The sequence below is a fragment of the Streptomyces sp. 11-1-2 genome, assembly GCF_003595545.1.
Classification (GTDB): domain Bacteria; phylum Actinomycetota; class Actinomycetes; order Streptomycetales; family Streptomycetaceae; genus Streptomyces; species Streptomyces hygroscopicus_B.
This window is the reverse complement of sequence record NZ_CP022545.1, coordinates 6,052,925-6,077,207: the sequence shown is the minus strand read 5'-3', so window position 1 is coordinate 6,077,207 and position 24,283 is coordinate 6,052,925. Positions and strand designations below refer to the sequence as shown.

21 protein-coding genes and 1 pseudogene are annotated in these 24,283 nt (G+C 70.6%); 5 read left to right on the top strand and 17 right to left on the bottom strand.

All coding sequences use genetic code 11. From position 1 onward, the window contains the following. Positions 1–77: 77 nt before the first annotated feature. The 6 genes from pyrE to CGL27_RS51065 form a co-directional block, all read right to left on the bottom strand. Positions 78–623, bottom strand: a complete 546-nt coding sequence (gene pyrE, locus CGL27_RS25780; RefSeq protein WP_119990327.1) for an orotate phosphoribosyltransferase — start codon at positions 621–623, stop codon at positions 78–80. Positions 624–738: 115 nt separating this feature from the next. Continuing rightward, positions 739–1,554, bottom strand: a complete 816-nt coding sequence (locus tag CGL27_RS25775) for an aldose 1-epimerase (protein ID WP_119990325.1) — start codon at positions 1,552–1,554, stop codon at positions 739–741. Between the two features lie 25 nt (positions 1,555–1,579). Further along, positions 1,580–2,521: an SRPBCC domain-containing protein gene (locus CGL27_RS25770; protein WP_162953069.1), complete on the bottom strand. Its 942-nt coding sequence runs from the start codon at positions 2,519–2,521 to the stop codon at positions 1,580–1,582. Between the two features lie 354 nt (positions 2,522–2,875). Further along, on the bottom strand, positions 2,876–4,471 hold the full coding sequence (locus tag CGL27_RS25765; protein ID WP_119990324.1) for a polyamine aminopropyltransferase: 1,596 nt from the start codon (positions 4,469–4,471) through the stop codon (positions 2,876–2,878). Positions 4,472–4,591: 120 nt separating this feature from the next. Further along, positions 4,592–5,182, bottom strand: a complete 591-nt coding sequence (locus CGL27_RS25760; RefSeq protein WP_014053793.1) for a DUF2617 family protein — start codon at positions 5,180–5,182, stop codon at positions 4,592–4,594. Between the two features lie 251 nt (positions 5,183–5,433). Continuing rightward, positions 5,434–5,649 carry a hypothetical protein gene (locus CGL27_RS51065; RefSeq protein WP_205587752.1) on the bottom strand — a complete coding sequence of 72 codons (216 nt, stop codon included), beginning with the start codon at positions 5,647–5,649 and terminating at the stop codon, positions 5,434–5,436. A gap of 307 nt (positions 5,650–5,956) precedes the next feature. Here CGL27_RS51065 and CGL27_RS25750 point away from each other — a divergent pair, with 307 nt between their 5' ends. Then, positions 5,957–6,337: a VOC family protein gene (locus CGL27_RS25750; RefSeq protein WP_119990322.1), complete on the top strand. Its 381-nt coding sequence runs from the start codon at positions 5,957–5,959 to the stop codon at positions 6,335–6,337. Positions 6,338–6,358: 21 nt separating this feature from the next. On the opposite strand, the gene CGL27_RS25745 is transcribed toward CGL27_RS25750, so the two are convergent. The 3 genes and pseudogenes from CGL27_RS25745 to CGL27_RS25730 form a co-directional block, all read right to left on the bottom strand. Continuing rightward, positions 6,359–7,303: a DUF5996 family protein gene (locus CGL27_RS25745; RefSeq protein WP_119990320.1), complete on the bottom strand. Its 945-nt coding sequence runs from the start codon at positions 7,301–7,303 to the stop codon at positions 6,359–6,361. Positions 7,304–7,528: 225 nt separating this feature from the next. Further along, positions 7,529–8,062 carry a flavoprotein gene (locus CGL27_RS25735; RefSeq protein WP_119990318.1) on the bottom strand — a complete coding sequence of 178 codons (534 nt, stop codon included), beginning with the start codon at positions 8,060–8,062 and terminating at the stop codon, positions 7,529–7,531. Continuing rightward, positions 8,059–8,439 (bottom strand): annotated as a pseudogene (locus CGL27_RS25730) (transcriptional regulator); the annotation flags it as partial. The pseudogene CGL27_RS25730 and the gene CGL27_RS25735, both read right to left, overlap by 4 nt. A gap of 315 nt (positions 8,440–8,754) precedes the next feature. Here CGL27_RS25730 and CGL27_RS25725 point away from each other — a divergent pair. Beyond that, positions 8,755–9,927, top strand: coding sequence for a pyridoxal phosphate-dependent aminotransferase (locus tag CGL27_RS25725; protein WP_240450632.1), 1,173 nt, complete (start codon positions 8,755–8,757; stop codon positions 9,925–9,927). Between the two features lie 194 nt (positions 9,928–10,121). Next, positions 10,122–11,309: a hypothetical protein gene (locus CGL27_RS25720; RefSeq protein WP_205587751.1), complete on the top strand. Its 1,188-nt coding sequence runs from the start codon at positions 10,122–10,124 to the stop codon at positions 11,307–11,309. Between the two features lie 134 nt (positions 11,310–11,443). Here the strand turns inward: CGL27_RS25720 and CGL27_RS25715 are convergent, their stop codons facing one another. Next, a complete protein-coding gene (locus tag CGL27_RS25715) occupies positions 11,444–11,980 on the bottom strand; it encodes a YbjN domain-containing protein (protein WP_078642600.1) in 537 nt (178 codons plus the stop codon). Positions 11,981–12,122: 142 nt separating this feature from the next. After that, on the bottom strand, positions 12,123–14,714 hold the full coding sequence (gene clpB / locus CGL27_RS25710) for an ATP-dependent chaperone ClpB (RefSeq protein ID WP_119990314.1): 2,592 nt from the start codon (positions 14,712–14,714) through the stop codon (positions 12,123–12,125). 137 nt (positions 14,715–14,851) lie between these two features. Here clpB and CGL27_RS25705 point away from each other — a divergent pair, with 137 nt between their 5' ends. Continuing rightward, positions 14,852–15,256, top strand: coding sequence for a TIGR03618 family F420-dependent PPOX class oxidoreductase (locus CGL27_RS25705; RefSeq protein ID WP_078642598.1), 405 nt, complete (start codon positions 14,852–14,854; stop codon positions 15,254–15,256). A 13-nt stretch (positions 15,257–15,269) separates the two neighbouring features. On the opposite strand, the gene proP is transcribed toward CGL27_RS25705, so the two are convergent. The 6 genes from proP to dnaK form a co-directional block, all read right to left on the bottom strand. Next, positions 15,270–16,796, bottom strand: a complete 1,527-nt coding sequence (proP, locus tag CGL27_RS25700) for a glycine betaine/L-proline transporter ProP (RefSeq protein WP_240450631.1) — start codon at positions 16,794–16,796, stop codon at positions 15,270–15,272. 138 nt (positions 16,797–16,934) lie between these two features. Beyond that, entirely contained in the window at positions 16,935–17,306 is a 372-nt protein-coding gene (locus CGL27_RS25695; protein ID WP_119990312.1) for a cupin domain-containing protein, read from the bottom strand. Positions 17,307–17,467: 161 nt separating this feature from the next. Next, on the bottom strand, positions 17,468–17,947 hold the full coding sequence (locus tag CGL27_RS25690; protein WP_119990310.1) for a helix-turn-helix domain-containing protein: 480 nt from the start codon (positions 17,945–17,947) through the stop codon (positions 17,468–17,470). A 5-nt stretch (positions 17,948–17,952) separates the two neighbouring features. Next, complete coding sequence (gene dnaJ, locus CGL27_RS25685; protein WP_119990308.1) at positions 17,953–19,143, bottom strand: molecular chaperone DnaJ; 1,191 nt, start codon at positions 19,141–19,143, stop codon at positions 17,953–17,955. Positions 19,144–19,188: 45 nt separating this feature from the next. Next, entirely contained in the window at positions 19,189–19,839 is a 651-nt protein-coding gene (gene grpE, locus CGL27_RS25680) for a nucleotide exchange factor GrpE (RefSeq protein ID WP_119990306.1), read from the bottom strand. Beyond that, positions 19,836–21,707: a molecular chaperone DnaK gene (gene dnaK / locus CGL27_RS25675; protein WP_119990303.1), complete on the bottom strand. Its 1,872-nt coding sequence runs from the start codon at positions 21,705–21,707 to the stop codon at positions 19,836–19,838. Before dnaK ends, grpE begins: the two co-directional genes overlap by 4 nt. 270 nt (positions 21,708–21,977) lie before the next feature. Between dnaK and CGL27_RS25670 the strand changes: the two genes are divergently transcribed. Further along, positions 21,978–24,242: a (Fe-S)-binding protein gene (locus CGL27_RS25670; RefSeq protein ID WP_119990302.1), complete on the top strand. Its 2,265-nt coding sequence runs from the start codon at positions 21,978–21,980 to the stop codon at positions 24,240–24,242. Positions 24,243–24,283: the final 41 nt, after the last annotated feature.

The window sequence follows — 24,283 nt, the reverse complement described above, 5'->3', positions numbered from 1 at the left end:
CACGGCGCACGCGGAGACCACACGGACGGGGGTGGGTGGTTTCACGTGAAACGTCCGACCGCCCCACCCGCCACGATTCAGCTCAGCTCGAGGTCGGCGAGCGAGTACGCCGGGAGGTACGGCAGCCCGGCGTCCGCGATGGCCGGCGCGGCGCCGCGCTCGACGATCGTCGCTACCGCGACGACCTCCGCGCCCGCCTCCCGTGCCGCCTCCACCGCGGTCAGCGGCGAACCGCCGGTGGTGGAGGTGTCCTCGACCACCAGCACCCGGCGGCCCGCGATATCCGGGCCCTCGATCCGCCGCTGCATCCCATGCGTCTTCTGGGCCTTGCGGACCACGAAGGCGTCGATCCGGCGCCCGCGCGCGGCCGCCGCGTGCAGCATGGACGTGGCCACCGGATCGGCGCCCAGCGTCAGACCGCCCACGGCGTCGTACTCCAGATCGGCCGTGGCCTCGAGCATGACCTGCCCGACCAGCGGCGCGGCCTCGGCGTCCAGGGTGATCCGGCGCAGGTCGATGTAGTAGTCGGCCTCACGCCCGGAGGAGAGGGTCACCTTGCCGTGGACCACGGCCTTGTCCTTGATCTGCTGCAGCAGGGCGTCACGCGCATCGCTCATGCGCATGAGCTTAGGCGGTGGCCCTCGGAACCCCTCAAGGCACTCCGCTCCATCAGGCCCAGCCGCCCCGTTCCACCAGGCCGAGCCGCCCCGCTCCCGTCAGGCCAAGTGCTCCGCTCCCTCAGTCCAGCGTGCGCCAGCTCCAGGTCATGGAGAGCTCCAGCGGATCGATGGGGGTGACCAGGCGCGGCAAGAGGTTGAGGCCGTTGGGCGGGCCGGACTGCGGTTCGACGCACACCGCCTCCGCCTGCTCGTCGTAGACGACCACCCACTCCGTCCGGCTGGTGACCTTCAGCTCGAGCCGGCCGGGCCAGGTGAGCGTGACGTCCACCCCCTGCGGCATGCCGAAGCAGTCGTCCCAGGGGCCGGGCTTCGGGGCGATCCGGCGGCCGGTGGGGAGGTGGTCCTCCCCGCGCTCCTCCTGCCATGCGGCGTCGAAGGCGATCTCGGCATCGGCGCCGCCGTCGCCCAGGTTCCGCAGGAACCACGGATGCCAGCCCGCCTGCGCCGGGAAGGAATCGCCCTCGGTCTCCACGCTCATGGTGACGGTCGCGCTGTCCGGGGAGAGCTCGAAGGTCTGGGTGACCCGGCCCTCGTACGGCCAGGGGTCGGCGAGGTCGTAGGTGAAGGCCGCGCTGGACTGGCCGGTCCTGACCTGGCTCCATGCGACGTTCCGGCCGGTCCCGTGGATCGCGTGCGGCGGGGAGTTGATGGGGAGTTGGTGGGTCCGCCCGCCGTTGCGGAACCGGCCCAGCCCGGTCCGGCCGCACCACGGCACCATCGGGAACGCCCCGAACCGCGGGCCCTGTCGCAGCAGCTCCGTACCGCCGATGCGCAGTGAACCGATACGGCAGCCGTTCTCGGGTGAGACGGTCAGCTCGGCGTCCCCGGCGGTCAGCCGTACGCCCTTGGTCTCCGGTGTCTCTTCGGTGGTCACAGCTACCGACCCTATGCGCACACGCTCATCGGCGGCGGCGAAGTACGCGACGGCCCACGACGACGACGGAGGCGAGTACCACGGCCGCTGCGGGCGCGGCCCAGCGCAGCGTGGCGCTGGTGGAGACGGTCTGGGGCGCGGGGACGGGGGCGTAGCGGCCGCGCGGCGGGGCGTGGTCGACCTCCTCCGTGGAGCGGCCGATCATCGTGCGGCGGGCGTGGGCGGCCTCGGCCGGTGGCTCCTCGTCCAGGTCGTCGAGATCGGCGAGGTCGCCGAAGCCGACGGGCTCCTCGACGGCGTCCGCGTCGTCGACGTCCTCGAGGTCGCCGACGTCGTCGATGTCCATGTCGTCGGCCGACAGCGGAAGCTCGGCCTCGGTGGGCAGCCCGGACTCCTCCGCGGCGGCGGCCGTACCGGCGGCGTCAGTGGCCCCGTCCCCGGCCTCGTCGTCCCCGGCCTCGTCGTCGCCGATCTCGTCAGTGGGCCCGTCGGTGGGCCTGCCAGGGGCCTCGCCCTCGGTGGCCGCGGTGATCGGGGACGTCTGCAGTCCGGCGGTGAGCGCCGAGGCGAACCGGTCCAGCATGCGGCGGGCCACGGTCGTGGACGCCTCGTCGTCGAACTCGGCCAGCCGCCCCTCGCTGTGGACCGTCCCGGCGCAGATCAGCTCCGTACCGCCCTCGACGGGCTTCGGCGTCACGGTCAGCGCCAGCTTCACCGAGCCGCTGCCGCGCGCCTCGGTGCCCTCGCCCTCGATCTCGAAGGCATCGGCACGCCGCCCGACGCGCAGCACGCCGCGGTACGTGATGGTGGACCCGCCGATGCGCAGCCGCAGCCGGCCGGAGAGCGGCCCGGCGGCCTCATCGGCGTCCCGCTGGAGCCCGGGAACGCAACGGGCGACGCGATCGGGCTCCGCGAGCGCCAGCCGGACGGTGTCGACGGGAAACGGAACGAACACCTCATGCTCCATAGCTCAAGACACTACCCATCGCTCGTTACCTGAGACCCCTTCCCCGTCAACTTTCCGCACGGGCGCGCCGCCCACCGCCTTGCCCCTGGCGGCCTTGCCCCGGGCGGCCTTGCCCCGGGCGGGGCCTGCCGCGACCGGCGGCGCGTACCCCATCAGGCACGCGCCGACGACGCGCGCCCCCGGCGTGCGGGCGGGCGCCCGCGCCGAGCCCCGGAGGATCAGGCGGCTCCCCCACAGGCCCCCTCGCCCCACCGAGCGCCCTCGCCGCGGCAGGCGCCCCCGCCCCTCGGAAAGCGCCCCCTCCCCGAAGCGGGACGCACCCCACAAACACAAGGTGTGCCCTGCCAAGGCGCCTCACTCCCCATACCGCGGATGCATCAACGTGGAGGGAGGCAGCCCCGCCTCCCGATGGCGCTCGGCCGCGCGGCGGGCCGCCCGTAGCCCCTCCTCCGTCAGCGAGCGCGGCCGCGGATCGTGCGGGGCCAGCCGCAGCCCCACCGGGGAGCGCGCCGCCAGCACAAAGCCCCAGTCGTTCGGGGACCCACGGCCGGGGCGCGGGGAGCCACGGCCCGGGCGCGGGGTGTCGATCACGTAGGGCGCGGTCCGCAGCCCGACCGATCGCATCGTCGCGTCCACCGTCCAGAACGCCCGCGAATCGGGCCGCAGCGGCCCGGCGTGGACCACCAGCCGGCCGCCGGGCGCCAGCACCCGCTCGGCCAGGCCGTAGAACTCCTGCGAGTAGTACTTGGTGCTCGGGGTGAGCTCGGGGGCGGGCAGATCGCAGACCACCACGTCGTACACCATGGACCCGCGCAGCCAGTCGAAGGAGTCCGCCGTGACCGCCCGCACCCGCGGATCGCGGTAGGCGCCGCCGTTGAGCGCGGACAGGCCCGGATCGCGCCGGGCCAGCCGCACCACCTCCGCGTCGCGCTCCACGACGGTCACCGAACGGACCCCCGGGTACCGCAGGACCTCGCGCGCCGCGAGCCCGTCGCCCCCGCCCAGCACCAGGACCCGGCCGTGCGGTCCGGCGGCCATCGCCGGGTGGATCAGCGCCTCGTGGTAGCGGACCTCGTCGCGCCCGCTGACCCTCAGCCGCCCGTTGACGAAGAGGGCCAGCGGCCGACCGCTCGTTCCGCCGCCCACGAGCACGATCTCCTGCTCACCGGTGCGCAGCGCGACCCGCACCCCCGGTCCGTAGACGGCCTGCCGGGCGGCCCGCTCGAAGGAGGGGGTCAGCACGGCACCGGCGGTCAGCGCGGCGAGCACCAGCCCATTGACGACGATCAGTGTCCACCGCGCCCGTACGCTCAGATCGCGGCGGAACAGCCAGAGCACCAGCGCTCCGCCGGCGACCGTGTTGACCGCGCCGGTGACCAGCGCGCCGGTGAGCTGCCCGAACGCGGGCAGCAGCAGAAAGGGAAAGGCGAGCCCGCCGACCAGCGCGCCCACATAGTCCGCCGCGAACAGATCGGCCACGGCGCCGCCCGCGTCCTGTCGGCGCACCCGCTGGATGAGGGTCATCAGCAGCGGCACCTCGGCCCCGATGAGCACGCCGATCGCGAACGAGAAGCCGACGAGCGCGAAGCGCGAGTGACCGCCCCACGCGAAGCACGCGTACAGCGCCATCGCCGAACAGCCGCCGACGAGCGCGAGCACCGCCTCGACCGCGCCGAAGCCGACGGCGGCCCGGCAGCGCAACCGCTTGGCCAGCAGCGAGCCGACGCCCATGGCGAAGACCATCACGGACAGCACCACGGATGCCTGGGTGACCGAGTCACCCGCCAAGTACGAGGCCAGCGCGACGAGTTCGAGCTCGTAGACGAGGCCGCAGGCGGCGCAGACGAAGACGGTGCCGAGAACGAGGAAGCGGCCGAGCGCCGCCCTCACGGGCAGCCGCGCCGGAGGGCCGGACTCCGGCGACGACGGCGCATCCGAGACGGCGGACATCGGCGAATCGATCACAAAGGGAACGCTACGTTACATATCGCTTACGCCTCGTCCCCCACACGAGTGCATTGCCGTTCACGCGTCGGGCATCGACGGCCTCGCGAACACCCTGGACCCCCTTTAGGCACACGGCACTTGGGGCGACCGCCCATCGGGCAGGCCACCTATCTCGAGCCCACCCGCGCCCGGCGGCCGGAGCGCGGCCGGCACCCGGGCCCCCACACAGGTGCGGGTGGTGACCAACCGCCCCTCCTGGGGGTAGGCATGCCAGGTCCGCCACCCCACCGTGCCCTCGTGCCACTGCGCGAGCAGCGCCGTGAACGCGTTCGGACTGCCGGGAAACGTACCGGCCAGCCCGTGCGGATGGTCGGCCACCAGCGCGAGCAGCTCCTGCGCGCGCCCGGCGAAGGCCCCTTGCGACAACTCCTCGACGCGCGCCGCGAATTCGTATTCGCGGCCGTCGACGAGCGTGGAAACCCCCAGCGGAAGCGCGGTGCTGTTGCCGGACATGCAGGCCACGGTCTCCGAACAACGGCTGCCCTCCCCTTCGAGGAGGACCTGATGCGAGGCTCCCAGGAGCCTCAACTGGACGTCGAAACCATGTAGTTGAAGATCGAGCACGGCGAGGGCGGGAAGCGGTTCCCGTCCCAGGCCCCAGGCGAGGTCAGCGGCGCGGGTATCGGTGTAGGCAGTCTTGAGGGTCGTGAGCATGGATCGGCTCCGCAAGCACGCATTGGAAAAAAGATGGGCCGACTCGCCCCGCGGTGGACCAAGGGCATGCGCATACGCCGGCTCGTGCCCACGTGGGGCCGTAAGGTCGATGGTGGTATACGGAATCATGAAATGCTGGGCGCCACATCGTTTTTACCCATCTTCGCCGGGTTTCCACCCCCTAGGGCGCCTTCTAGGTCAAGTGTTCAACAAGCCCGCGCCCGGCGCACGTTGGCGCGCCGGGCGCGGGCTCATTGCTTCACGGCCGTAAGAACGGCGTGGCGACCATAAGGACGCGTGGCGGCCAGGGGATCCAGGGGATCAGGCGCCCCCACCGCAGCCACCGCCACCACCACCGCCGCCGCCACCGCAGCCACCTCCACCGCCGCCACCGCAGCCACTTCCGCCGCCGCAGCCACCGCCGCCATGGTGGCCACCCCCATGATGGCCACCACCGCCGTCGCCACCGGCCCACCAGCCACCACCGGCCGCCCCACTGGAACCCGCACCCCAGGACCGCTTGCGTCGTCCGCTGTACCCCTTCGACCGACCGGCGCTCAGCGCGGCGACCGCCGCGAACGTGAACGCCACCACGACCAAAATGACGACAGGACCCATGGTCCTCACTCTCCTTCCATCCCCCGTAGCGAGGTACCGCTTCGTACCTGTCGTCTCCCCTGCCCGACCTCACCCGGGTCGAAAGCGAAGTTGAGGAAGTCCAGAGGTTCGGCGAGGCGCGACTGACCGTCGGCTCAGGTGGGTAATTTGCCGTGCATGCACAGGAGCCGTGTGTACGCCGTTTTGATCGACGCGCCCAAAGCCGAGGCCGACCGGGCGACCGCCTTCTGGTCCGCGGCTCTCGGCGTCACCGCCGAGCCGTTTGCGCCGGAGCCGCAGTTCACCACGCTCCATGAGGCTCTGCCGGGGCTGGTCACCGCCGTCCAGGCGGTCGACGACGCACCCCGTATCCACCTGGACTTCGAGACCGACGACGTCGAGGCGGAAACCGCGCGCCTGCTCGCCCTGGGCGCCGAGCAGATCGCGCAGTGGCAGGAGTGCCGGGTGCTCCGCGTCCCCGGCGGCCACTTGATGTGCGTACTGCCCCTGGAAAGCGACCCCGAGACCTTCCGGGCACAGGCCAACGTCTGGCCCTGACACCGGCGCGACGGCGCGCCGCTAGCGGTGCTCCCAGTGGTGCGGGTCGGCTTCCAGCACCGCGCGGTCCCAGTCGCCCAGTTCGGCGGCCGCCACATAGGCGCTGTGCAGGAATTCGCTCAGCGTCCGGTCCGGATCGGCCGCGGCGGCGACCGTCTCGTAGGGCAGCACGAACTCACCGGCATCCCGCTGGTACGAGGCCGCCTCGGGGCGGACCATATGGTCGGCGAAGCCCGCGGGTTCCGGGTAGGCGTAGGTGTAGAACCCGCCCTCCTCACCGCCACCGGGCCAGAAGCCGCAACTGGACAGCTCGACGGAGTACGCCTCCCGCGTCACCCGGTCCGGCAGATTGGGCACCCCACCTGCGGGATGCTCCGGCGCGGACCGCCCGGAGAAGCGGGTCGCGGCCAGGTCCATCGCCCCCCAGAAGAAGTGCACGGGACTGGCCTTGCCGACGAAATGCGACCGGAATTCCCCGAACACCCGGTGTGCGCTCAGCAGCTGCCCCCAGAAAAGCCGAATGGCGTACGGGTCATACGCCGCATGCCGGTGGTCCTCCGGGAACGGAATCGCCAGCGCCACCTCGTTCGGCCGGGGATACATCCGGGTCTGAATACCCAGCTCTCCCAGCGCACCCATGATCTCGGCATAGAACTGGGCCACCGATTTGGACTCCAGCACCAGCTCACGCCGGCTCCCGTCACTGACCCGGATCCCCAGCCGCTGATCGACGAAGTCGAACTCGATCTCAAACGCCCCGGTCCGGTACGGAATCGTCGACGTGCTCAACCCGCGCGGGGTGACATACAAGGTCACCTGCCACCACTGATTGGCCGGTGGCGCATGATCCAGCCGGATCTTCCCGACGATCTGCGTCCACATATGCAGCGTGTCCCGCGCCTCGGCCCAGTCCTCCAGCCGAAGCCGCGGCCAGGCGCCCGCCTGCTGTGTCCTGTGCTTGGCCATCTCGCCTCCCGCGGGCCCCACCGCTTCGGCAACACCCGCAATCGATCACAGTCGACGGCTTCCGACCCGGCCGAGTACCCGCCCATCACGCCGATGAAAACGACGACAGGTCGAGAACAGCCCGGCATGGGAGAGGTCCAACGCCCTGGCGCCCTGCACCAGCAGGTCACCGCCCATATCCGCAGCAGCATCGCTCCAGGCGAATACAGACCCCGCGCGCCGCGATCACCGCACCATGGGGCTCAGCAGTTCCAGTGCCTGCTCCCACCGGAAGGTGTCGCGACCGCCACCCGCCTTCGGCTGGTGCGGCTCGTAGTCGGCGATCAGCACGCCCATGCCTCGTAGCCGCTCCAGGCTCTGCCCGTAGGCGGGATGGGCGGCCTGCGCGGCGTTCAGATAGGGCAGGGCGACGGTGGGGACGCCCAGGCCGTACGCCTCGCACAGGATGCCCACGGCCAGGGTGTCCGAGATCCCGGCGGCCCACTTGTTGATCGTGTTGAAGGTCGCCGGGGCGACGGCGATGGCGTCCGGCGGCGGGAGGGGGCGCGGGTCGCCGGGCGAGCGCCAGGCGGAGCGGATCGGGTAGCCGGTCTGAGCCTCAACCGCTGAGGCGTCGATGAAGCCCAGGCCCTGCGGGGTGGCGATGACACCGACGTTCCAGTCCCGTTCCTGCGCCGCGGTGATCAACTTGCCGACATCGTCGGCGATTCCAGCCGCGCAGACGACCACGTACAGGAACGGCTTGCTCCGCTCGCTCATGCGGGCACTCCCAGGTGTCGGCTGAAGTGATGCGGCTCGGGCACGGTTCGACGGCGGTCACGGGCGGCCATGTCAGCCACCAGCTCGCGCACGGCCGACCGTCGGACGTCCTGGGCCGCACAGCTTTCGGCGACGCGGAGGGCCCGGTATCCATCGGCGAGCCTGCCTTGCTGACTGTACGCACGGGCGGCGTCGACCCACAGGGCCGCACGCCGTTCGGGGACGGGGATCGGCCGACGCATCAGCGGCCGGGCCGCATCCAGGGCCACGCCCGCGTCGCCGAGGGCGACGGCGGCGCTGACGGCGTGCAGTTCGACATTGGTGGGGCGGAAATTGGCCCAGGCGTCGGGACGGTCAAGGGCCACGTAGCGGGCAATGCTCATTCAGAGCCGTTCACGGCCGTCCAGGCGAGACCCGAAGTCGGTAGCTGCTTCCATGACTGGCCACCCATGAACCCAGGTGAACGGCCACGTTCGCGGCCAACTCACCGCCGGAGAGATCGAGCAAGCCACAGCCATCACCAGCCGCGACCCACCGCAGATAGGCATCCGAGCCCGCGATGATCGGCACGGCCGATGGTTTCCGGCTCGGCCGAGCGCCCGTACATCGCGGTGATGAAAACCCCCGGGCTCGCCCCGCCCGGGGCAGGAGCGGGTTGAGGAATTCCGGATGTTCGGCGGAGTATGGGCGCCATGGGACGACCGCCGCTCAATCGCCGACTGGCCGCCTTCGGGACCACGATCTTCGCCGAGATGTCCGCCCTCGCCGTGCGCACCGGCGCGATCAATCTGGGCCAGGGCTTCCCGGACACCGACGGGCCCGAGGAGGTGCGCGAGGCCGCCGTCCGGGCGCTGCGGGACGGGCGGGGTAATCAGTACCCGCCCGGCCCCGGGGTGCCCGAGCTGCGCAGCGCCGTCGCCGAGCACCAGCGGCGCTGGTACGGGCTGGGCTTCGACCCCGACACCGAGGTGCTGATCACCGCGGGCGCCACCGAGGCCATCGCGGCGTCGCTGCTGGCGCTGGTGGAGCCGGGGGACGAGGTGGTCGCGCTGGAGCCGTATTACGACTCGTACGGCGCCTGCATCGCCATGGCGGGCGGGGTCCGCGTCCCCGTCACCCTCCGGCCCGACGGGGACACCTTCCGGCTGGACCTGGACGAGCTGCGCGCCGCCGTCACCGATCGCACCCGGCTCATCCTGCTCAACACCCCGCACAACCCCACCGGCACCGTGCTCACCCACGATGAGCTGGCCGCGGTCGCCGAGCTCGCCGTCGAGCGCGATCTGCTGGTGGTCACCGACGAGGTCTACGAGCATCTCGTCTTCGGCACCGCGCACACCCCGCTCGTCTCCTTCCCCGGGATGCGCGAGCGGACCGTCACCATCAGCAGCAGCGGAAAGACGTTTTCGTTCACGGGGTGGAAGGTCGGGTGGGTGACCGGCGCTCCCGAGCTGGTCACGGCGGTGCGCTCGGCAAAGCAGTACCTCACCTATGTCTCGGCGGGGCCCTTCCAGTACGCGGTCGCCGAGGCGCTGCGCCTCCCCGACGCCTATTTCCACGGCATCCGCGAGGATCTGCGCGCCAAGCGCGATCTGCTGGCCGACGGGCTGACCGACGCGGGCTTCCAGGTCTTCCGCCCCTCGGGCACCTACTTCATCACCACCGACATCCGGCCCCTCGGCGAGACCGACGGCTTCGCCTTCTGCCGCTCCCTCCCCGAGCGCTGCGGCGTGGTCGCCGTCCCGAACGCGGTCTTCTACGACCATCAGGACCAGGGCTCCCCCTTCGTCCGCTTCGCCTTCTGCAAGCGCGATGAGGTCCTTACGGACGCCGTCGCCCGCCTGAAGACGCTCGGCGCCGGCTGACGCGGCGCCTCCGGTCACCCGGGTGGGCCCCGGGTAGGCCGCGGGCAGGCCCCGGTAAGCCTCCCCCGGATGGGCCTTCCAGGTCGCGGGCGGCCGCGGTCTGGCGGAGGGTCGGTGTGTCCGCCGAGCCTCCTGGTCCGTCCCCTCCCGGGGGCTCGGCGCAGGTCCGTCGGGTGCCCGCACCGGAGGTTTCCGTGTCCGCCGACACCACCGCGTCCACCCGGACCCCGGAGCCGCCAGGGCGACCGGCCACATGGCGGGGGGTGCGGGCGTCGCTGCGGCGGGCGTGGCTCGCGCTGGCGGTGTACGCGACGGTGCGGGCCGCCGGGATCGGGTGCGTGGCGGTGGGAGCCTGGCGGACCGGGAAGCATCCGCGCACGCAGCTCGGGCACTACTGGGACAGCCTCTGGTACGTGGGCATCGCCCAGCACGGCTACGGCACCACCCGGCCCTCCATCACCCACCCCGGCCTGACCTTCAGCGATCTCGCGTTCTTCCCGCTCTACCCGGCGCTGATCAGGGCCGTCACCAGCGTCGTCCCCCTGAGCGCGGTGACGGCGGGGCTGCTGATCACCTGGGTCACGGCCGGGCTGGCGGCCTGGGGCATCCACGCGGTCGGGGAGCGGCTGTACGGGCGGCGGGTGGCGCTGATGCTGGTCGCGCTGTGGGGGCTGCTGCCGCATGCGGTCGTGGAGTCCATGGGGTACACGGAGTCGCTGCTGACGGCGCTGGCGGCCTGGTCGCTGTACGCGCTGCTGACCCGGCGCCCGCTGTGGGCCGGGGCGCTCGCGCTGTGCGCGGGGGCCACCCGGCCCAACGGGATCGCGGTCGCTGCGGCGGTGTGCGCGTACGCGGCCGCCGAGGTCTGGCGGCGCCGTGGGCGTACGTCCTGGCGGGTGTGGGCGGGCGCGGCGCTCTCACCGCTCGGCTGGCTCGGCTACACCGGCTGGGTGGGGGTGCGGCGCGGCACCTGGCGCGGCTATCTGGACGTCCAGGACCGCTGGGGCACCTCTCTCGATCTCGGCGCGAGCGGCTTCCGCTCCGCCCGCGGCCTGATCATGGGGAGCGGCTCGCTGCCGCACTACATGTCCCTGATCGTCATCGGCGCCTCGCTGATCTCGCTGGTCTGGCTCGCGCTGCGCCCGCCGCCGCTGCCGCTGGTCGTCTACACCCTCGTCCTGGTGTTCATCGCGCTCACCGGCTCGAACTACTTCGCGTCCAAGCCGCGCTTTCTGCTGCCCGCCTTCCCGCTGCTGTTCCCGGCGGCGCTGGCGATGGCAAGAGCCCGGCCACGCACCGCCGTCCTGGTGGGCGGCGCGCTGGCCGGGCTCTCCTGTCTCTACGGGATGTATCTGCTGACCATGGCCGACAGTCCGGCCTGACCGCGATAAGGGCATGCCGACCTGACCGCGGTCCGGGCCTCATATGGGCCCCGGGCCCCGTCCGGCCGCGATCCAGCCCTCCCGGTCCAGCCGTGATCCAGCCCCCGGTCCGACCGCGATGCGGGCCCCGCGGCTCAGGACTCGCCGTCGTCCGGCTTGTCGTCGCCGTCGGACTCGATGTCGGCCTCCAGACCAAGCTGTTCGACCAGCCAGCGGTCGAACTCGATCGAAGCCCGCACCCAGCTGACCGTGCTGGATACGAAGTGCTCAAGGCTGACGCCGGTGCCGATCAGCATCTGCGCCTCGCCGATCAACCGGACCGTGCCGTCGTCATTGGTGTGGGTGTAGACCTTCGGCCACAACGTGCGGCGGTTCCAGTCGTCGAGCGCCTCGAGCAGCCGCGGCTTCTCATCGATGCCATGCGGCCGGTCGTAGAACGTACGGACGGAGAAGACCTGCTGCTCCTCCTCCCCGCGGAACATGAAATAGGTGCGGAACTGCTCCCACGGCGCGGCGAGGTCCCCCTCCTCGTCGACGACGTACTTCAGCTCCATCTGCTCCAGCAGCTGCTTGACCAGATCCTGGTCGGGCAGCACGGGGCCGCTCGGACCCGTCGGTTCGGGCTCGGGCTGACCCCCGAAATTCGGAATCGAGGACGGGTCGATGCTCACCGTGGATTTCCCTTCGTATGGAATACCGCCATCCTCCCTCACACCCGCCCCCGCCGTGCAACCCCGGCCGTACATTGCCCGATCCGGCCGAACAAGGACCGGCGGGACCTATTGCCGGGGACGTGCCGGGGCGTGCCGGGACCTATTGCGCGGGGCCCACCAGAAGGCCGTCGCCGACCCGGTCCACCCGGACCTTGTCGCCGTCGCGGATCTCCCCGGCGAGGATCTCCTTGGCCAGCTGGTCGCCGATCGCGGTCTGGATCAGCCGGCGCAGCGGGCGCGCCCCGTACGCCGGGTCGTTGCCCTCCTCGGCCAGCCATTCCAGCGCGGCCGGGGTGATGTCGAGGGTCAGCCTGCGGTCGGCGAGGCGGCGGGCCAGCTTGGCGATCTGGAGCTCGGCGATCCGGGCCAGCTCCGGCCCGCTGAGCGCGGAGAAGACCACGAGGTCATCCAGGCGGTTGAGGAATTCCGGCTTGAAGGAGGTCCTTACGGTCTCCAGGACGCGTCGCTTCTTCTCCTCCTCGCCGAGCAGCGGATCCATCAGGTACTGGCTGCCCAGGTTGGAGGTGAGCACCAGGATGGTGTTGCGGAAGTCCACCGTCCGGCCCTGGCCGTCGGTGAGCCGCCCGTCGTCGAGAACCTGCAGCAGGATGTCGAAGACCTCGGGGTGGGCCTTCTCCACCTCGTCCAGCAGCACCACGCTGTACGGGCGGCGGCGCACCGCCTCGGTCAGCTGGCCGCCCTCCTCGTAGCCGACGTACCCGGGCGGGGCGCCGACCAGCCGGGCCACGCTGTGCTTCTCGCCGTACTCGCTCATGTCGATGCGGACCATGGCCCGCTCGTCGTCGAAGAGGAAGTCGGCGAGCGCCTTGGCCAGCTCGGTCTTGCCGACGCCGGTGGGGCCGAGGAAGAGGAACGAACCGGTGGGCCGGTCCGGGTCTGCGATGCCCGCACGGGTCCTGCGCACGGCGTCCGATACCGCCCTTACGGCTTCCAGCTGGCCGATCAGCCGCTTGCCCAGCTCGTCCTCCATGCGCAGCAGCTTCTTGGTCTCGCCCTCCAGCAGCCGGCCGGCGGGGATGCCGGTCCAGGAGGCGACCACATCCGCCACGTCGTCCGGCCCCACCTCCTCCTTGACCATGGTGGGGCGGTCCTGCTGGACCTCGGCCTCGGCCTCCGACGCCTCGGCCAGCTCCCGCTCGACGGCCGGGATCTCCCCGTACAGCAGCTTGGAGGCGGTGTCGAAGTCGCCGTCGCGCTGGGCGCGCTCGGCCTGGCCGCGCAGCTCGTCCAGCCGCTCCTTGAGCTCACCGACGCGGTTGAGGCCCTGCTTCTCCTTCTCCCAGCGGGCGGTGAGCCCGCGCAGCTCCTCCTCCTTGTCGGCGAGGTCGCGGCGCAGCTTGTCCAGCCGCAGCTTGCTGGCCTCGTCGGTCTCCCGGGCCAGCGCCATCTCCTCCATCCGCATCCGGTCCACCGACCGCTGGAGCTCGTCGATCTCCACGGGAGAGGAGTCGATCTCCATCCGGAGCCGGGAGGCCGCCTCGTCGACCAGGTCGATGGCCTTGTCGGGCAGGAAGCGGGAGGTGATGTACCGGTCGGAGAGGGCGGCGGCGGCCACCAGCGCGCCGTCGGCGATCTGCACCTTGTGGTGGGCCTCGTAGCGGCCCTTGAGCCCACGCAGGATGGCGACGGTGTCCTCGACGGTCGGCTCGGCGACCAGCACCTGCTGGAAGCGGCGCTCGAGCGCGGCGTCCTTCTCGATCCGCTCGCGGTATTCGTCGAGGGTGGTGGCGCCGACCATGCGCAGCTCACCGCGGGCCAGCATCGGCTTGAGCATATTGCCCGCGTCCATCGCGGAGTCGCCGCCGGCGCCCGCGCCGACCACGGTGTGCAGCTCGTCGATGAAGGTGATGATCTGGCCGTCGCTGGACTTGATCTCGGCCAGGACGGTCTTCAGCCGCTCCTCGAACTCACCGCGGTACTTCGCGCCCGCGACCATCGCACCGAGGTCGAGGGCGACCAGGCGCTTGTCGCGCAGGCTCTCGGGGACGTCGCCCTTGACGATCCGCTGGGCGAGCCCCTCGACGACGGCCGTCTTGCCGACGCCCGGATCGCCGATCAGCACCGGGTTGTTCTTGGTGCGCCGGGAGAGCACCTGCACCACCCGGCGGATCTCCTGGTCCCGGCCGATGACCGGGTCCAGCTTGCCCTCGCGCGCCGCGGCGGTGAAGTCCGTACCGAACTTCTCCAGGGCCTTGTACGTGCCCTCCGGATCGGCCGTCGTCACCCGCTGTCCACCCCTGACCTTCTCGAACGCGGCGAGCAGCTCCTTGGCGCTCGCCCCCTGCTGGTCGAGCAGCTCCCCGGCCTGGCCGCCCTTGGCGGCGATGCCGATGAGCACATGCTCGGTGGAGACATAGTCGTCGCCCAGTTCCCTGGCCCGCTGGGTGGCGTCCGCGATGACGGCGAGCAGCTCGCGGCTGGCCTGCGGCGGGGCCACGGTGGAGCCCTGGACGCTGGGCAGGGCGGCGAGCAGCCGCTCGACGCCGCTGCGCACGAGGGCCGCGTCGGCCTCTACGGCTGCCAGCAGATCCATGACGTTCTCGTTGTCCTGGCCCTCCAGCAGGGCGAGCAGGAGATGCGCGGGCGTCATATCCGCGTGCCCGGAGGACACCGCCCGGTCATTGGCGGCGCTCAGCGCCGCCCGGCTCTTGTTGGTCAGCTCGGCATCCACGTCCCTGTGCTCCTCCTCGCTGCGATCTTCCCATCCTGCCCTACCCAACCTCCGCAAAGTTGAGTCTATTCCACTCAACCTCGCTCACGCCACTCCCCTGGCCTGAGGTTCTGGGCCATGTCGGTAGGTTCTGGGCCATGTCTGTCGATCCCCGCAACCCCGATCCCGGGTACCTCGATTTCTGGCGCGAACGCCATGTGTGCACCCTGACCACCCCGCGCCCGGACGGCACCCCGCATGTCGTCCCGGTCGGCGTCACCTACGACCCCGAGGCCGGGCTCGCCCGCGTCATCGCGAACCGCCACAGCCGTAAGGTCGCCCATGTCCGGGCGGCGGGCGAGGGCGGTGCGCGGGTCGCGGTCTGCCAGCTGGCGGGCAGGCGGTGGGCCACGCTGGAGGGGCTCGCGGTCGTACGCGAGGACCCCGAGCTGATCGCGGAGGCGGTACGCCGCTACGCCGAGCGCTACGAACGCACCCCGCGCCCCAACCCCGACCGCGTCCTCATCGAAATCGCCCTCACCCGCGCCATGGGCAGGGGCTGAGGCCCGGGCCGGATCACTCCTCGTTCTCCTCCCGGTGGCCCGCCCCCGCCCAGGGGTGGCGCAGCCGGATCCAGACGTCGCGGGCGTGCCGCCCGGCCTCCGTACGGCTCTCGGCCACCGCCGTACGCGCCTCCTCGTCGGTCTCCACCATGGGCCCCGAGCCGCGCAGCGGCTTGCCCGCCGTCTCATGCAGGAACAGCGTGGCGATCAGCCCGATCACACCCGCCGCCATCAGGTAGAAGGCGGGCACCAGCGTGTTGTGCGTGGTGGCCACCAGCCACGAGGCCAGCAGCGGCGTCGTCCCGCCGAACAGCGACACGGAGAGGTTGTACGAGATCGACAGCGCGCCGTAGCGCAGCCGGGTCGGGAACAGCGCCGGAAGCGTGGCGGCGCTCGTCCCCGCGAAGATGACCAGCATCGCGCCCAGGATCAGACAGCCGATCGCGGGCATCAGCACGCCGCCCGCCCGGATCAGCAGCACCGCCGGAATGGCCAGCGCCACCAGACCCAGGCTGCCGACCAGGAACAGCGGCCGCCGCCCCCAGCGGTCGGAACCGTGCCCGACCACCGTGATCGCCAGCACCACGAACAGCATGGTGCCCAGCACCAGCACCTGGGCCGTGGTGGCGTCCTGGCCGAGCGTGGAGGACATGTACGTCGGCAGATACGACGTCACCATGTAGTTGGTGACGTTGTACAGCAGCACCAGGCCCATGCAGATCAGCATCGCCTCCCAGTGCTGGGTGAAGATCTCCTTCAGCCGCCCCCGTCCGGACTGGCGGGCCTCCTCGATCGGCACGGTGTCGCCATGCGCCTCCGCCGCCTGTGCCGCCTCGGCCGCCCGCTCGGCCTCCTGCTGGAACGCCGGGGTCTCCTCCAGCCGCAGCCGCATATACAGACCGATCAGCCCCAGCGGCCCCGCCACCAGGAACGGCACCCGCCAGCCCCACTCCACCATCCCGGTCTCACCGATGGCGGCGGTGAGCACGGTGACCAGACCGGAGCCCAGCGAATAGCCGATGAAGGTGCCGAAGTCGAGCCAGCTACCGAGAAAGCCACGGCGCTGATCGGGCGCGAACTCGGCGATGTAGGTGGTCGCCCCCGCGTACTCACCGCCGGTCGAGAAGCCCTGCAGCACCCGGCAGGCCAGGAGCAGCAGCGGGGCGGCGAAGCCGATCTGGGAATAGCCGGGCAGCACACCCACCGCGAAGGTGCCGGCCGCCATCATGATCATGGTGGTGGACAGCACCTTCCGCCGCCCGATCCGGTCGCCCAGCGGCCCGAACACCAGCCCGCCCAGCGGCCGCACCACGAAGGCCACGGCGAAGGTGGCGAACGTGGAGACCACCTGGGCGGCGGGGTCCTCGGCGGGGAAGAAGACCCGGCCGAGGGTGACCGCGACATAGGCGTAGACACCGAAGTCGAACCACTCCATGGTGTTGCCGATCGCGGTCGCCGCGACCGCGCGGCGCATCCCCGGCTTGTCGACGACGGTGACGTCCTCGATGTCCAGCGACTCCTTACGGCGTCGCAGCAGCATCCGGATGAGCTGGTCGGTACGGGCACTTCCGTGCGGCCACCCCCCGCGGCGGGGTCCACGCGGTGGTATCCGACCGGTACTCATCTCGTCCCCTGCCGACGGCTGAACCGCTACAGGACGCCGCTCCCGCCCCCCGTGTCAGGCCCCGGCCTCACTCGACTTCGCATACGTCAGCGCCATCTGCCCGGCGACGTCGTACACCACGACCTGCTCATCGCCGACGACCCACGCGTCATGGCCGGGCGCCACCACATACACATCCCCGGGCCCCAACTCGGCCTCCGCGCCATCGGCCGTGCGCAGCCGCATCCGGCCCTGGATCACGATCCCGCTGTGGTGGACCTCGCACAGATCGGTCCCCACGATCGGCCGCACCGACTCCCGCCAGCGCCAGCCGGGCTCGAAGGTGCCCACGGCGAAATCCAGCCCGGTCAGATGCAGGGCTTCGATATGGCCTCCGGGAAAGTCACGCCGTTCATCCGGCTTCTCGATCGTCTTGACTTCCACCATGGCGATACCTCCTCCCATATCTCCATGGTGCGCCCGGCACGCCCCATCGGCGCGCCCGGCCGGGAGCCCACCGGGCAGGCATATGGCGGGGCCGGGCACGCGAAAGGCCCGGTGGCCGTGAGGACGGTCACCGGGCCTGCGATCAGCGGCGCGCCGGGGCGCTACTCCGGGCGCTTGGGGCGCCAGACGACCAGGGCGCTGCTCTGCTGGACGTCCTGGTAGCGGACCAGGTCGCGGCGGTAGGAGGCGTGGACCTGGGCCTCACGCTGCTGCATGGCGGTCGCGGCGCCCTCGACCGCGGCCTGGAGCTCGGCGACATGGGCCTGGAGAGCCGCGACCTGGTTCTCCAGTTCGATGATGCGCTTGATCCCGGCGAGGTTGATGCCCTCGTCCTGGGACAGCTGCTGGACCTGGCGGAGCAGCTGGATGTCGCGCGCGGAGTACCGCCGGCCACGGCCGGCGGTGCGGTCGGGGGAGACCAGGCCGAGGCGGTCGTACTGACGCAGGGTCTGCGGGTGCAGCCCGGAGAGCTGAGCCGCCACCGAGATGACGTACACCGGCGAATCCTCGGTCAGCTCATAAGGGTTACGGGGCCGGCCGGCGCCCCTGCCTCCGATGCCTCCTCGGCCGTGCAGCTCCATTGGGCTCACGCTCCCTTCGCGGCCTTGAACAGCTCCGCCCGTGGGTCCTCTCCCACGGTCGCTTCGCGATACGACTCCAGCGCGTCCCGCGCCGTGTCGCTCAGGTCCTGCGGCACCGTGACCTCGACGGTGACCAGCAGGTCTCCGCGCGTGCCGTCCTTACGGACCGCACCCTTGCCACGGGCGCGCATCGTCCGTCCGTTGGGCGTGCCGGGCGGCAGCTTCAGGGTGACCGGCGGGCCGCCCAGGGTCGGGACCTTGATCTCGCCGCCGAGCGCCGCCTCCGGAAGGGTGACGGGCACGGTGACGGTCAGGTTGTCGCCCTTACGGCCGAAGACCGGATGCGCGTCCACGTGCACGACCACATACAGATCACCGGCCGGGCCGCCGGTCTCGCCCGGGGCGCCCTTGCCGCGCAGCCGGATCCGCTGGCTGTCGCTGACGCCCGCGGGGATCCGGACCTGCATGGTGCGGGCGGAACGGGCCCGTCCGCTGCCCTTGCAGGTCTCGCACGGGTTCTGAGCGATCAGGCCGCGGCCGCGGCACTCCACGCACGGGTCGGTGAGCGAGAAGCCGCCCCCGCCGCCCCGGCTGACCTGGCCGGTGCCGACACAGGTCGGGCAGACCCGCGGGGTGCCGTCCCGGTCGCCGGTGCCCGAACACGCCTTGCACGGGGCCTGGCTGGACATCCGCAGCGGGACCGTGGCCCCCTCGACGGCCTCGGTGAAGCTGAGCGTCACCTCGGACTCGATGTCCTGGCCCCGGCGCGGCTGGGCGCGGGTGGCGCCGCCGCGGCCGAACAGCCCGCCGAAGACATCCCCGAGCCCGCCTCCGAAGCCACCGGCGCCACCGCCACCGGCACCGCCTCCGCCCTGGGCGCCGCCGAAGAGGTCGCCCAGGTCGAAGTTGAAGTTTCCGGTGCCGCCCGGACCGCCAGGACCGGGGCGGAATCCGCCGCTCCCGAAGAGCGAGCGGGCCTCGTCGTACTCCTTGCGCCGCTTGGGGTCGCCGAGGATGTCATTGGCCTCGGAGATCTCCTTGAAGCGGTCCTCCGCCTTGGCGTCGCCCTTGTTGGCGTCCGGATGGTACTCGCGGGCGAGCTTCCGGTACGCCTTCTTGATCTCCGCCTCGGTCGCGTCCTTGGGGACGCCGAGGACTTTGTAGTAGTCCTTCTCCACGAAGTCCTTGGTGCTCATCCTCGACGTCCCTCCTCTCCTGCTGCTCCCGCGATCACCGTCACGTCAGCCCTCTTCCGGGCCACCGCTCTCCTCGTCCGGCGCCGCGGCCTCGCCTTCGCCGCCCTTGACGGGGGTGGCTCCCGGCTGGGGCTCGGCGACCGCGACCCGCGCCGGGCGGATCGTGCGCTCGCCGATTCGATACCCCGGCTGCAGAATCTGCACGCACGTGGTCTCGGTGACATCCGGCGCGTACGAATGCATCAGGGCCTCGTGCACCAGCGGGTCGAAGGGCTCGCCCTCCTTGCCGAACTGCTGCAGGCCCAGCTTCGCCGAAACCGACTCCACCGATTCGCCGACCGACTTGAAGCCGCCGACGAGCTCGCCGTGCTCACGGGCGCGGCCGATGTCGTCGAGCACGGGCAGCAGCTCGGACAGGAGGCTCGCCACCGCGATCTCCTTGACCGTCACCCGGTCCCGCTCGACCCTGCGCCGATAGTTCTGGTACTCCGCCTGGAGCCGCTGGAGGTCGGCCGTCCGCTCACTGAGGGCGGTACGCACCTGGTCCAGCTGTGCCTGAAGGGCTACGTCCCCGGCCGGGGCTGCCGGGCCCGCCTTGTCGGCGGACCCGGCGCCCTTCGCCGCGTCGTCGGGGGTCTGCGCGGCCTCGGAGGGGACGTCGGGCTGCTCCTCGAAGCCCGGGGTCTCCTCCGTCACGCGGCACCACCCTGGCCCTTGCCGGCCTTGTCGTCGTCGACGATCTCGGCGTCCACCACATCGTCATCGGCCTTGGCCTGGCCCGCGGCGCCGGCGTCACCGGCGGCGGCACCGGCCGCGTCCGCGCCGTCCGCCTGGGTGTTGGCGTACATGGCCTGGCCCAGCTTCTGGCTGACCGCGGCGACCTTCTCGGTCGCGGTGCGGATCTCGGCGGTGTCCTCGCCCTTGAGCTTCTCCTTCAGCTCGGTGAGGGCCTCCTCGACCTCGGTCTTGACCTCGCCCGGGACCTTGTCCTCGTTGTCCTTGAGGAACTTGTCCGTCTGGTAGACGAGCTGCTCGGCCTGGTTGCGGGTCTCGGCGGCCTCGCGGCGCTTGTGGTCCTCCTCCGCGTACTGCTCGGCCTCGCGCATCATGCGGTCGATGTCGTCCTTCGGCAGCGCGGAGCCGCCGGTGACGGTCATCTTCTGCTCCTTGCCGGTGCCGAGGTCCTTCGCGCCGACGTGCATGATGCCGTTGGCGTCGATGTCGAAGGTGACCTCGATCTGCGGCACGCCGCGCGGGGCCGGCGGCAGGCCGGTCAGCTCGAACATCCCGAGCTTCTTGTTGTACGCCGCGATCTCGCGCTCGCCCTGGTAGACCTGGATCTGCACGGACGGCTGGTTGTCCTCGGCCGTGGTGAAGATCTCCGAGCGCTTGGTCGGAATGGTCGTGTTGCGCTCGATCAGCTTGGTCATGATGCCGCCCTTGGTCTCGATGCCGAGGGACAGCGGGGTGACGTCCAGCAGCAGGACGTCCTTGACCTCACCCTTGAGGACACCGGCCTGGAGGGAGGCGCCGATGGCGACGACCTCGTCCGGGTTGACGCCCTTGTTGGCCTCCTTGCCGCCGGTCAGCTCCTTGACGAGCTCGGCGACGGCGGGCATGCGGGTCGAGCCACCGACCAGGACCACGTGGTCGATCTCGGACAGCGAGATGCCCGCGTCCTTGATGACGTTGTGGAACGGGGTCTTGCAGCGCTCCAGCAGGTCGGAGGTGAGCTGCTGGAACTGGGCGCGGGTGAGCTTCTCGTCCAGGTGCAGCGGGCCCTCGGCGGACGCCGTGATGTAGGGCAGGTTGATGGTGGTCTCGGACGAGCTGGAGAGCTCGATCTTCGCCTTCTCAGCGGCCTCGCGGAGGCGCTGCAGGGCCATCTTGTCCTTGGACAGGTCGACGCCGTGGCCGTTGTTGAACTGCTTGACCAGGTGGTCGACGACGCGCTGGTCCCAGTCGTCACCACCGAGGTGGTTGTCACCGTTGGTGGCCTTGACCTCCACCACGCCGTCGCCGATCTCCAGCAGCGAGACGTCGAAGGTGCCGCCACCGAGGTCGAAGACCAGGATGGTCTGGTCGTCCTTCTCCAGCCCGTAGGCGAGCGCGGCGGCGGTAGGCTCGTTGACGATACGCAGGACGTTGAGGCCCGCGATCTCACCGGCTTCCTTGGTGGCCTGGCGCTCGGCGTCGTTGAAGTACGCCGGGACGGTGATGACCGCGTCCGCGACCTTCTCGCCGAGGTACGACTCCGCATCCCGCTTGAGCTTCTGCAGGATGAAGGCGCTCATCTGCTGCGGGTTGAAGTCCTTGCCGTCGAGGTTGACCTTCCAGTCGGTGCCCATGTGGCGCTTGACCGACCGGATGGTGCGGTCCACGTTGGTGACCGCCTGGCGCTTGGCCACCTCGCCGACGAGCACCTCGCCGTTCTTCGCGAACGCCACAACGGACGGCGTGGTCCTGGCGCCCTCGGCGTTGGTGATGACGGTGGGCTCACCGCCCTCGAGAACACTGACGACGGAGTTCGTCGTACCCAGGTCGATGCCGACCGCACGTGCCATTTCGGGATCCTCCAGCTACAGCATTGAGTGGAACAGGCTCAAGCGTGCATCAGCCCGATCGTCGCTGTCAACAGACCTGAGTCGCATGGGCTCAAGTTTTATATGAGGCTTATGCCCAACCAGGCGCGGATGAGAGGGAGGAGGGGCCAAGTGAGCGACACAGATCACCGGCTCGTCGACTACATACGCCCCCGTCCGGGCGGGTAATCTCGGTCAGGCCACATTAAGTTACTGCTTAGTAATCCAGCTCGCAGGTTCGAGGAGCCCCATATGCAACTCGCCGCGATCATCGTGTCGCTGGTTCTCACCGCGGTCGGCGTTGCCCTGCTCGGCCGGGCCGTCGCGCAGTTCGTGCGCTTCTTCAAGCTCGGCGCGCCGGTCCCAGCGGGGGCCAGGACCGACAACCCCTACCAGCGCAGCGTGACCCTGGCCCGGGAGTTCCTCGCGCACACCCGCATGAACAAGTGGGGCGTGATCGGCGTCGCCCACTGGTTCGTGGCGATCGGCTTCCTGACCCTGCCGCCGACCATCATCAACGCCTACGGCCAGCTCTTCCAGGCGGACTGGACGCTGCCGATCCTCGGCGGCTTCCTCCCCTACGAGCTGTACATCGAGTTCATCGGCACGATGACCACCCTGGGCATCCTGACGCTGATGGCGATCCGGCTGCTCAACCTGCCCAGCCGGGCCGGCCGCAAGTCGCGGTTCGCGGGCTCCACCGCCTGGCAGGCGTACTTCGTCGAGTACGTCATCCTCATCATCGGCGTCGCGATCATGGCCCTGCGCGGCACCGAGGGCGCGCTGCACCACGTCGACCACTACGAGCCCGCGTACTTCGCCTCGTATCCGCTGGTCCAGCTCTTCGACGGGCTGAGCGTGGACACGGTGCAGAACCTGACCTACCTGTTCGCGATGATCAAGCTCGGTACGACCATGATCTGGATGATCACGGTCAGCACCAACCTCGACATGAGCATCGCCTGGCACCGCTTCCTCGCCTTCCCCAACATCTGGTTCAAGCGCAACACGGACGGCGACGTGGCCCTCGGCGCGCTGCAGCCGATGGTGAGCGAGGGCAAGCAGATCGACTTCGAGGACCCGGACGAGGACGCCCAGTTCGGCGTCTCGCAGATCGAGCACTTCTCCTGGAAGGGCATCCTCGACTTCTCCACCTGCACCGAATGCGGCCGCTGCCAGTCGCAGTGCCCCGCCTGGAACACCGGCAAGCCGCTGTCGCCCAAGCTGCTGATCATGGCGCTGCGCGACCACTCGCACGCCAAGGCCCCGTATCTGCTCGCCGGTGGCGGCAAGACCATGGAGGGCGAGGAGAAGGCGAGCGAGGGGCAGCTCGCGGACGTGCCCGCGTCCGCGCTGGCCGAGGCCGAGCGTCCCCTGATCGGGACCCTCGAAGAGAACGGCGTCATCGACCCCGACGTGCTGTGGTCCTGCACCACCTGCGGTGCGTGCGTCGAGCAGTGCCCGGTGGACATCGAGCACGTTGACCACATCGTGGACATGCGCCGCTACCAGGTGATGATCGAGTCCTCGTTCCCGTCCGAGGCGGGCACGATGCTCAAGAACCTGGAGAAGAAGGGCAACCCCTGGGGGCTCGCCAAGAAGCAGCGCCTCGCGTGGACCAAGGAAGTCGACTTCGAGGTGCCGGTCGTCGGCAAGGACATCGAGGACCTCACCGAGGTCGACTACCTGTACTGGGTCGGCTGCGCGGGCGCCCTGGAGGACCGGGCGAAGAAGACCACCAAGGCCTTCGCGGAGCTGCTGCACATCGCGGGCGTCAAGTTCGCGATCATGGGCGGCGACGAGGCATGCACCGGTGACTCCGCCCGCCGCCTGGGCAACGAGTTCCTCTTCCAGCAGCTCGGCCAGCAGAACGTCGAAATGCTGAACATGGCCTTCGGAGAGGATGCCGAGGAAGGCGTCACGGTCGAGAAGGCCAAGAAGAAGATCGTCGCGACCTGCCCGCACTGCTTCAACACCATCGCCAACGAGTACCCGCAGCTTGGCGGCGAGTTCGAGGTCATCCACCACACCCAGCTGCTGCAGCACCTCATCGACGAGGGCAAGCTGATCCCGGTCACCCCGGTCGAGGGTCTGATCACCTACCACGACCCCTGCTACCTGGGCCGCCACAACAAGGTCTACACCCCGCCGCGCGAGATCATCGCCAAGGTGCCGGGGCTGCGGAACGAGGAGATGCACCGCCACAAGGAACGCGGCTTCTGCTGCGGCGCGGGCGGCGCCCGGATGTGGATGGAGGAGCGGATCGGCAAGCGCATCAACAACGAGCGCGTGGACGAGGCGCTGTCCCTCAACCCGGACATCGTCTCCACCGCCTGCCCGTTCTGCCTGGTGATGCTGACCGACTCCGTCAACGGCAAGAAGAACGACGGGAAGGCGAAGGAAGAGCTGCAGGTCGTGGACGTGGCGCAGCTCCTCCTCGACTCGGTGAGGACCCCGGCCGCGCCGGAGGACGGCGGCAAGAGCGCCGAGGAGCCGGAGCCGGCCCCGGCCAAGTAACGCCGCAACCGATGCGCCGAAGCCCGCCCACGGGGTCCGTG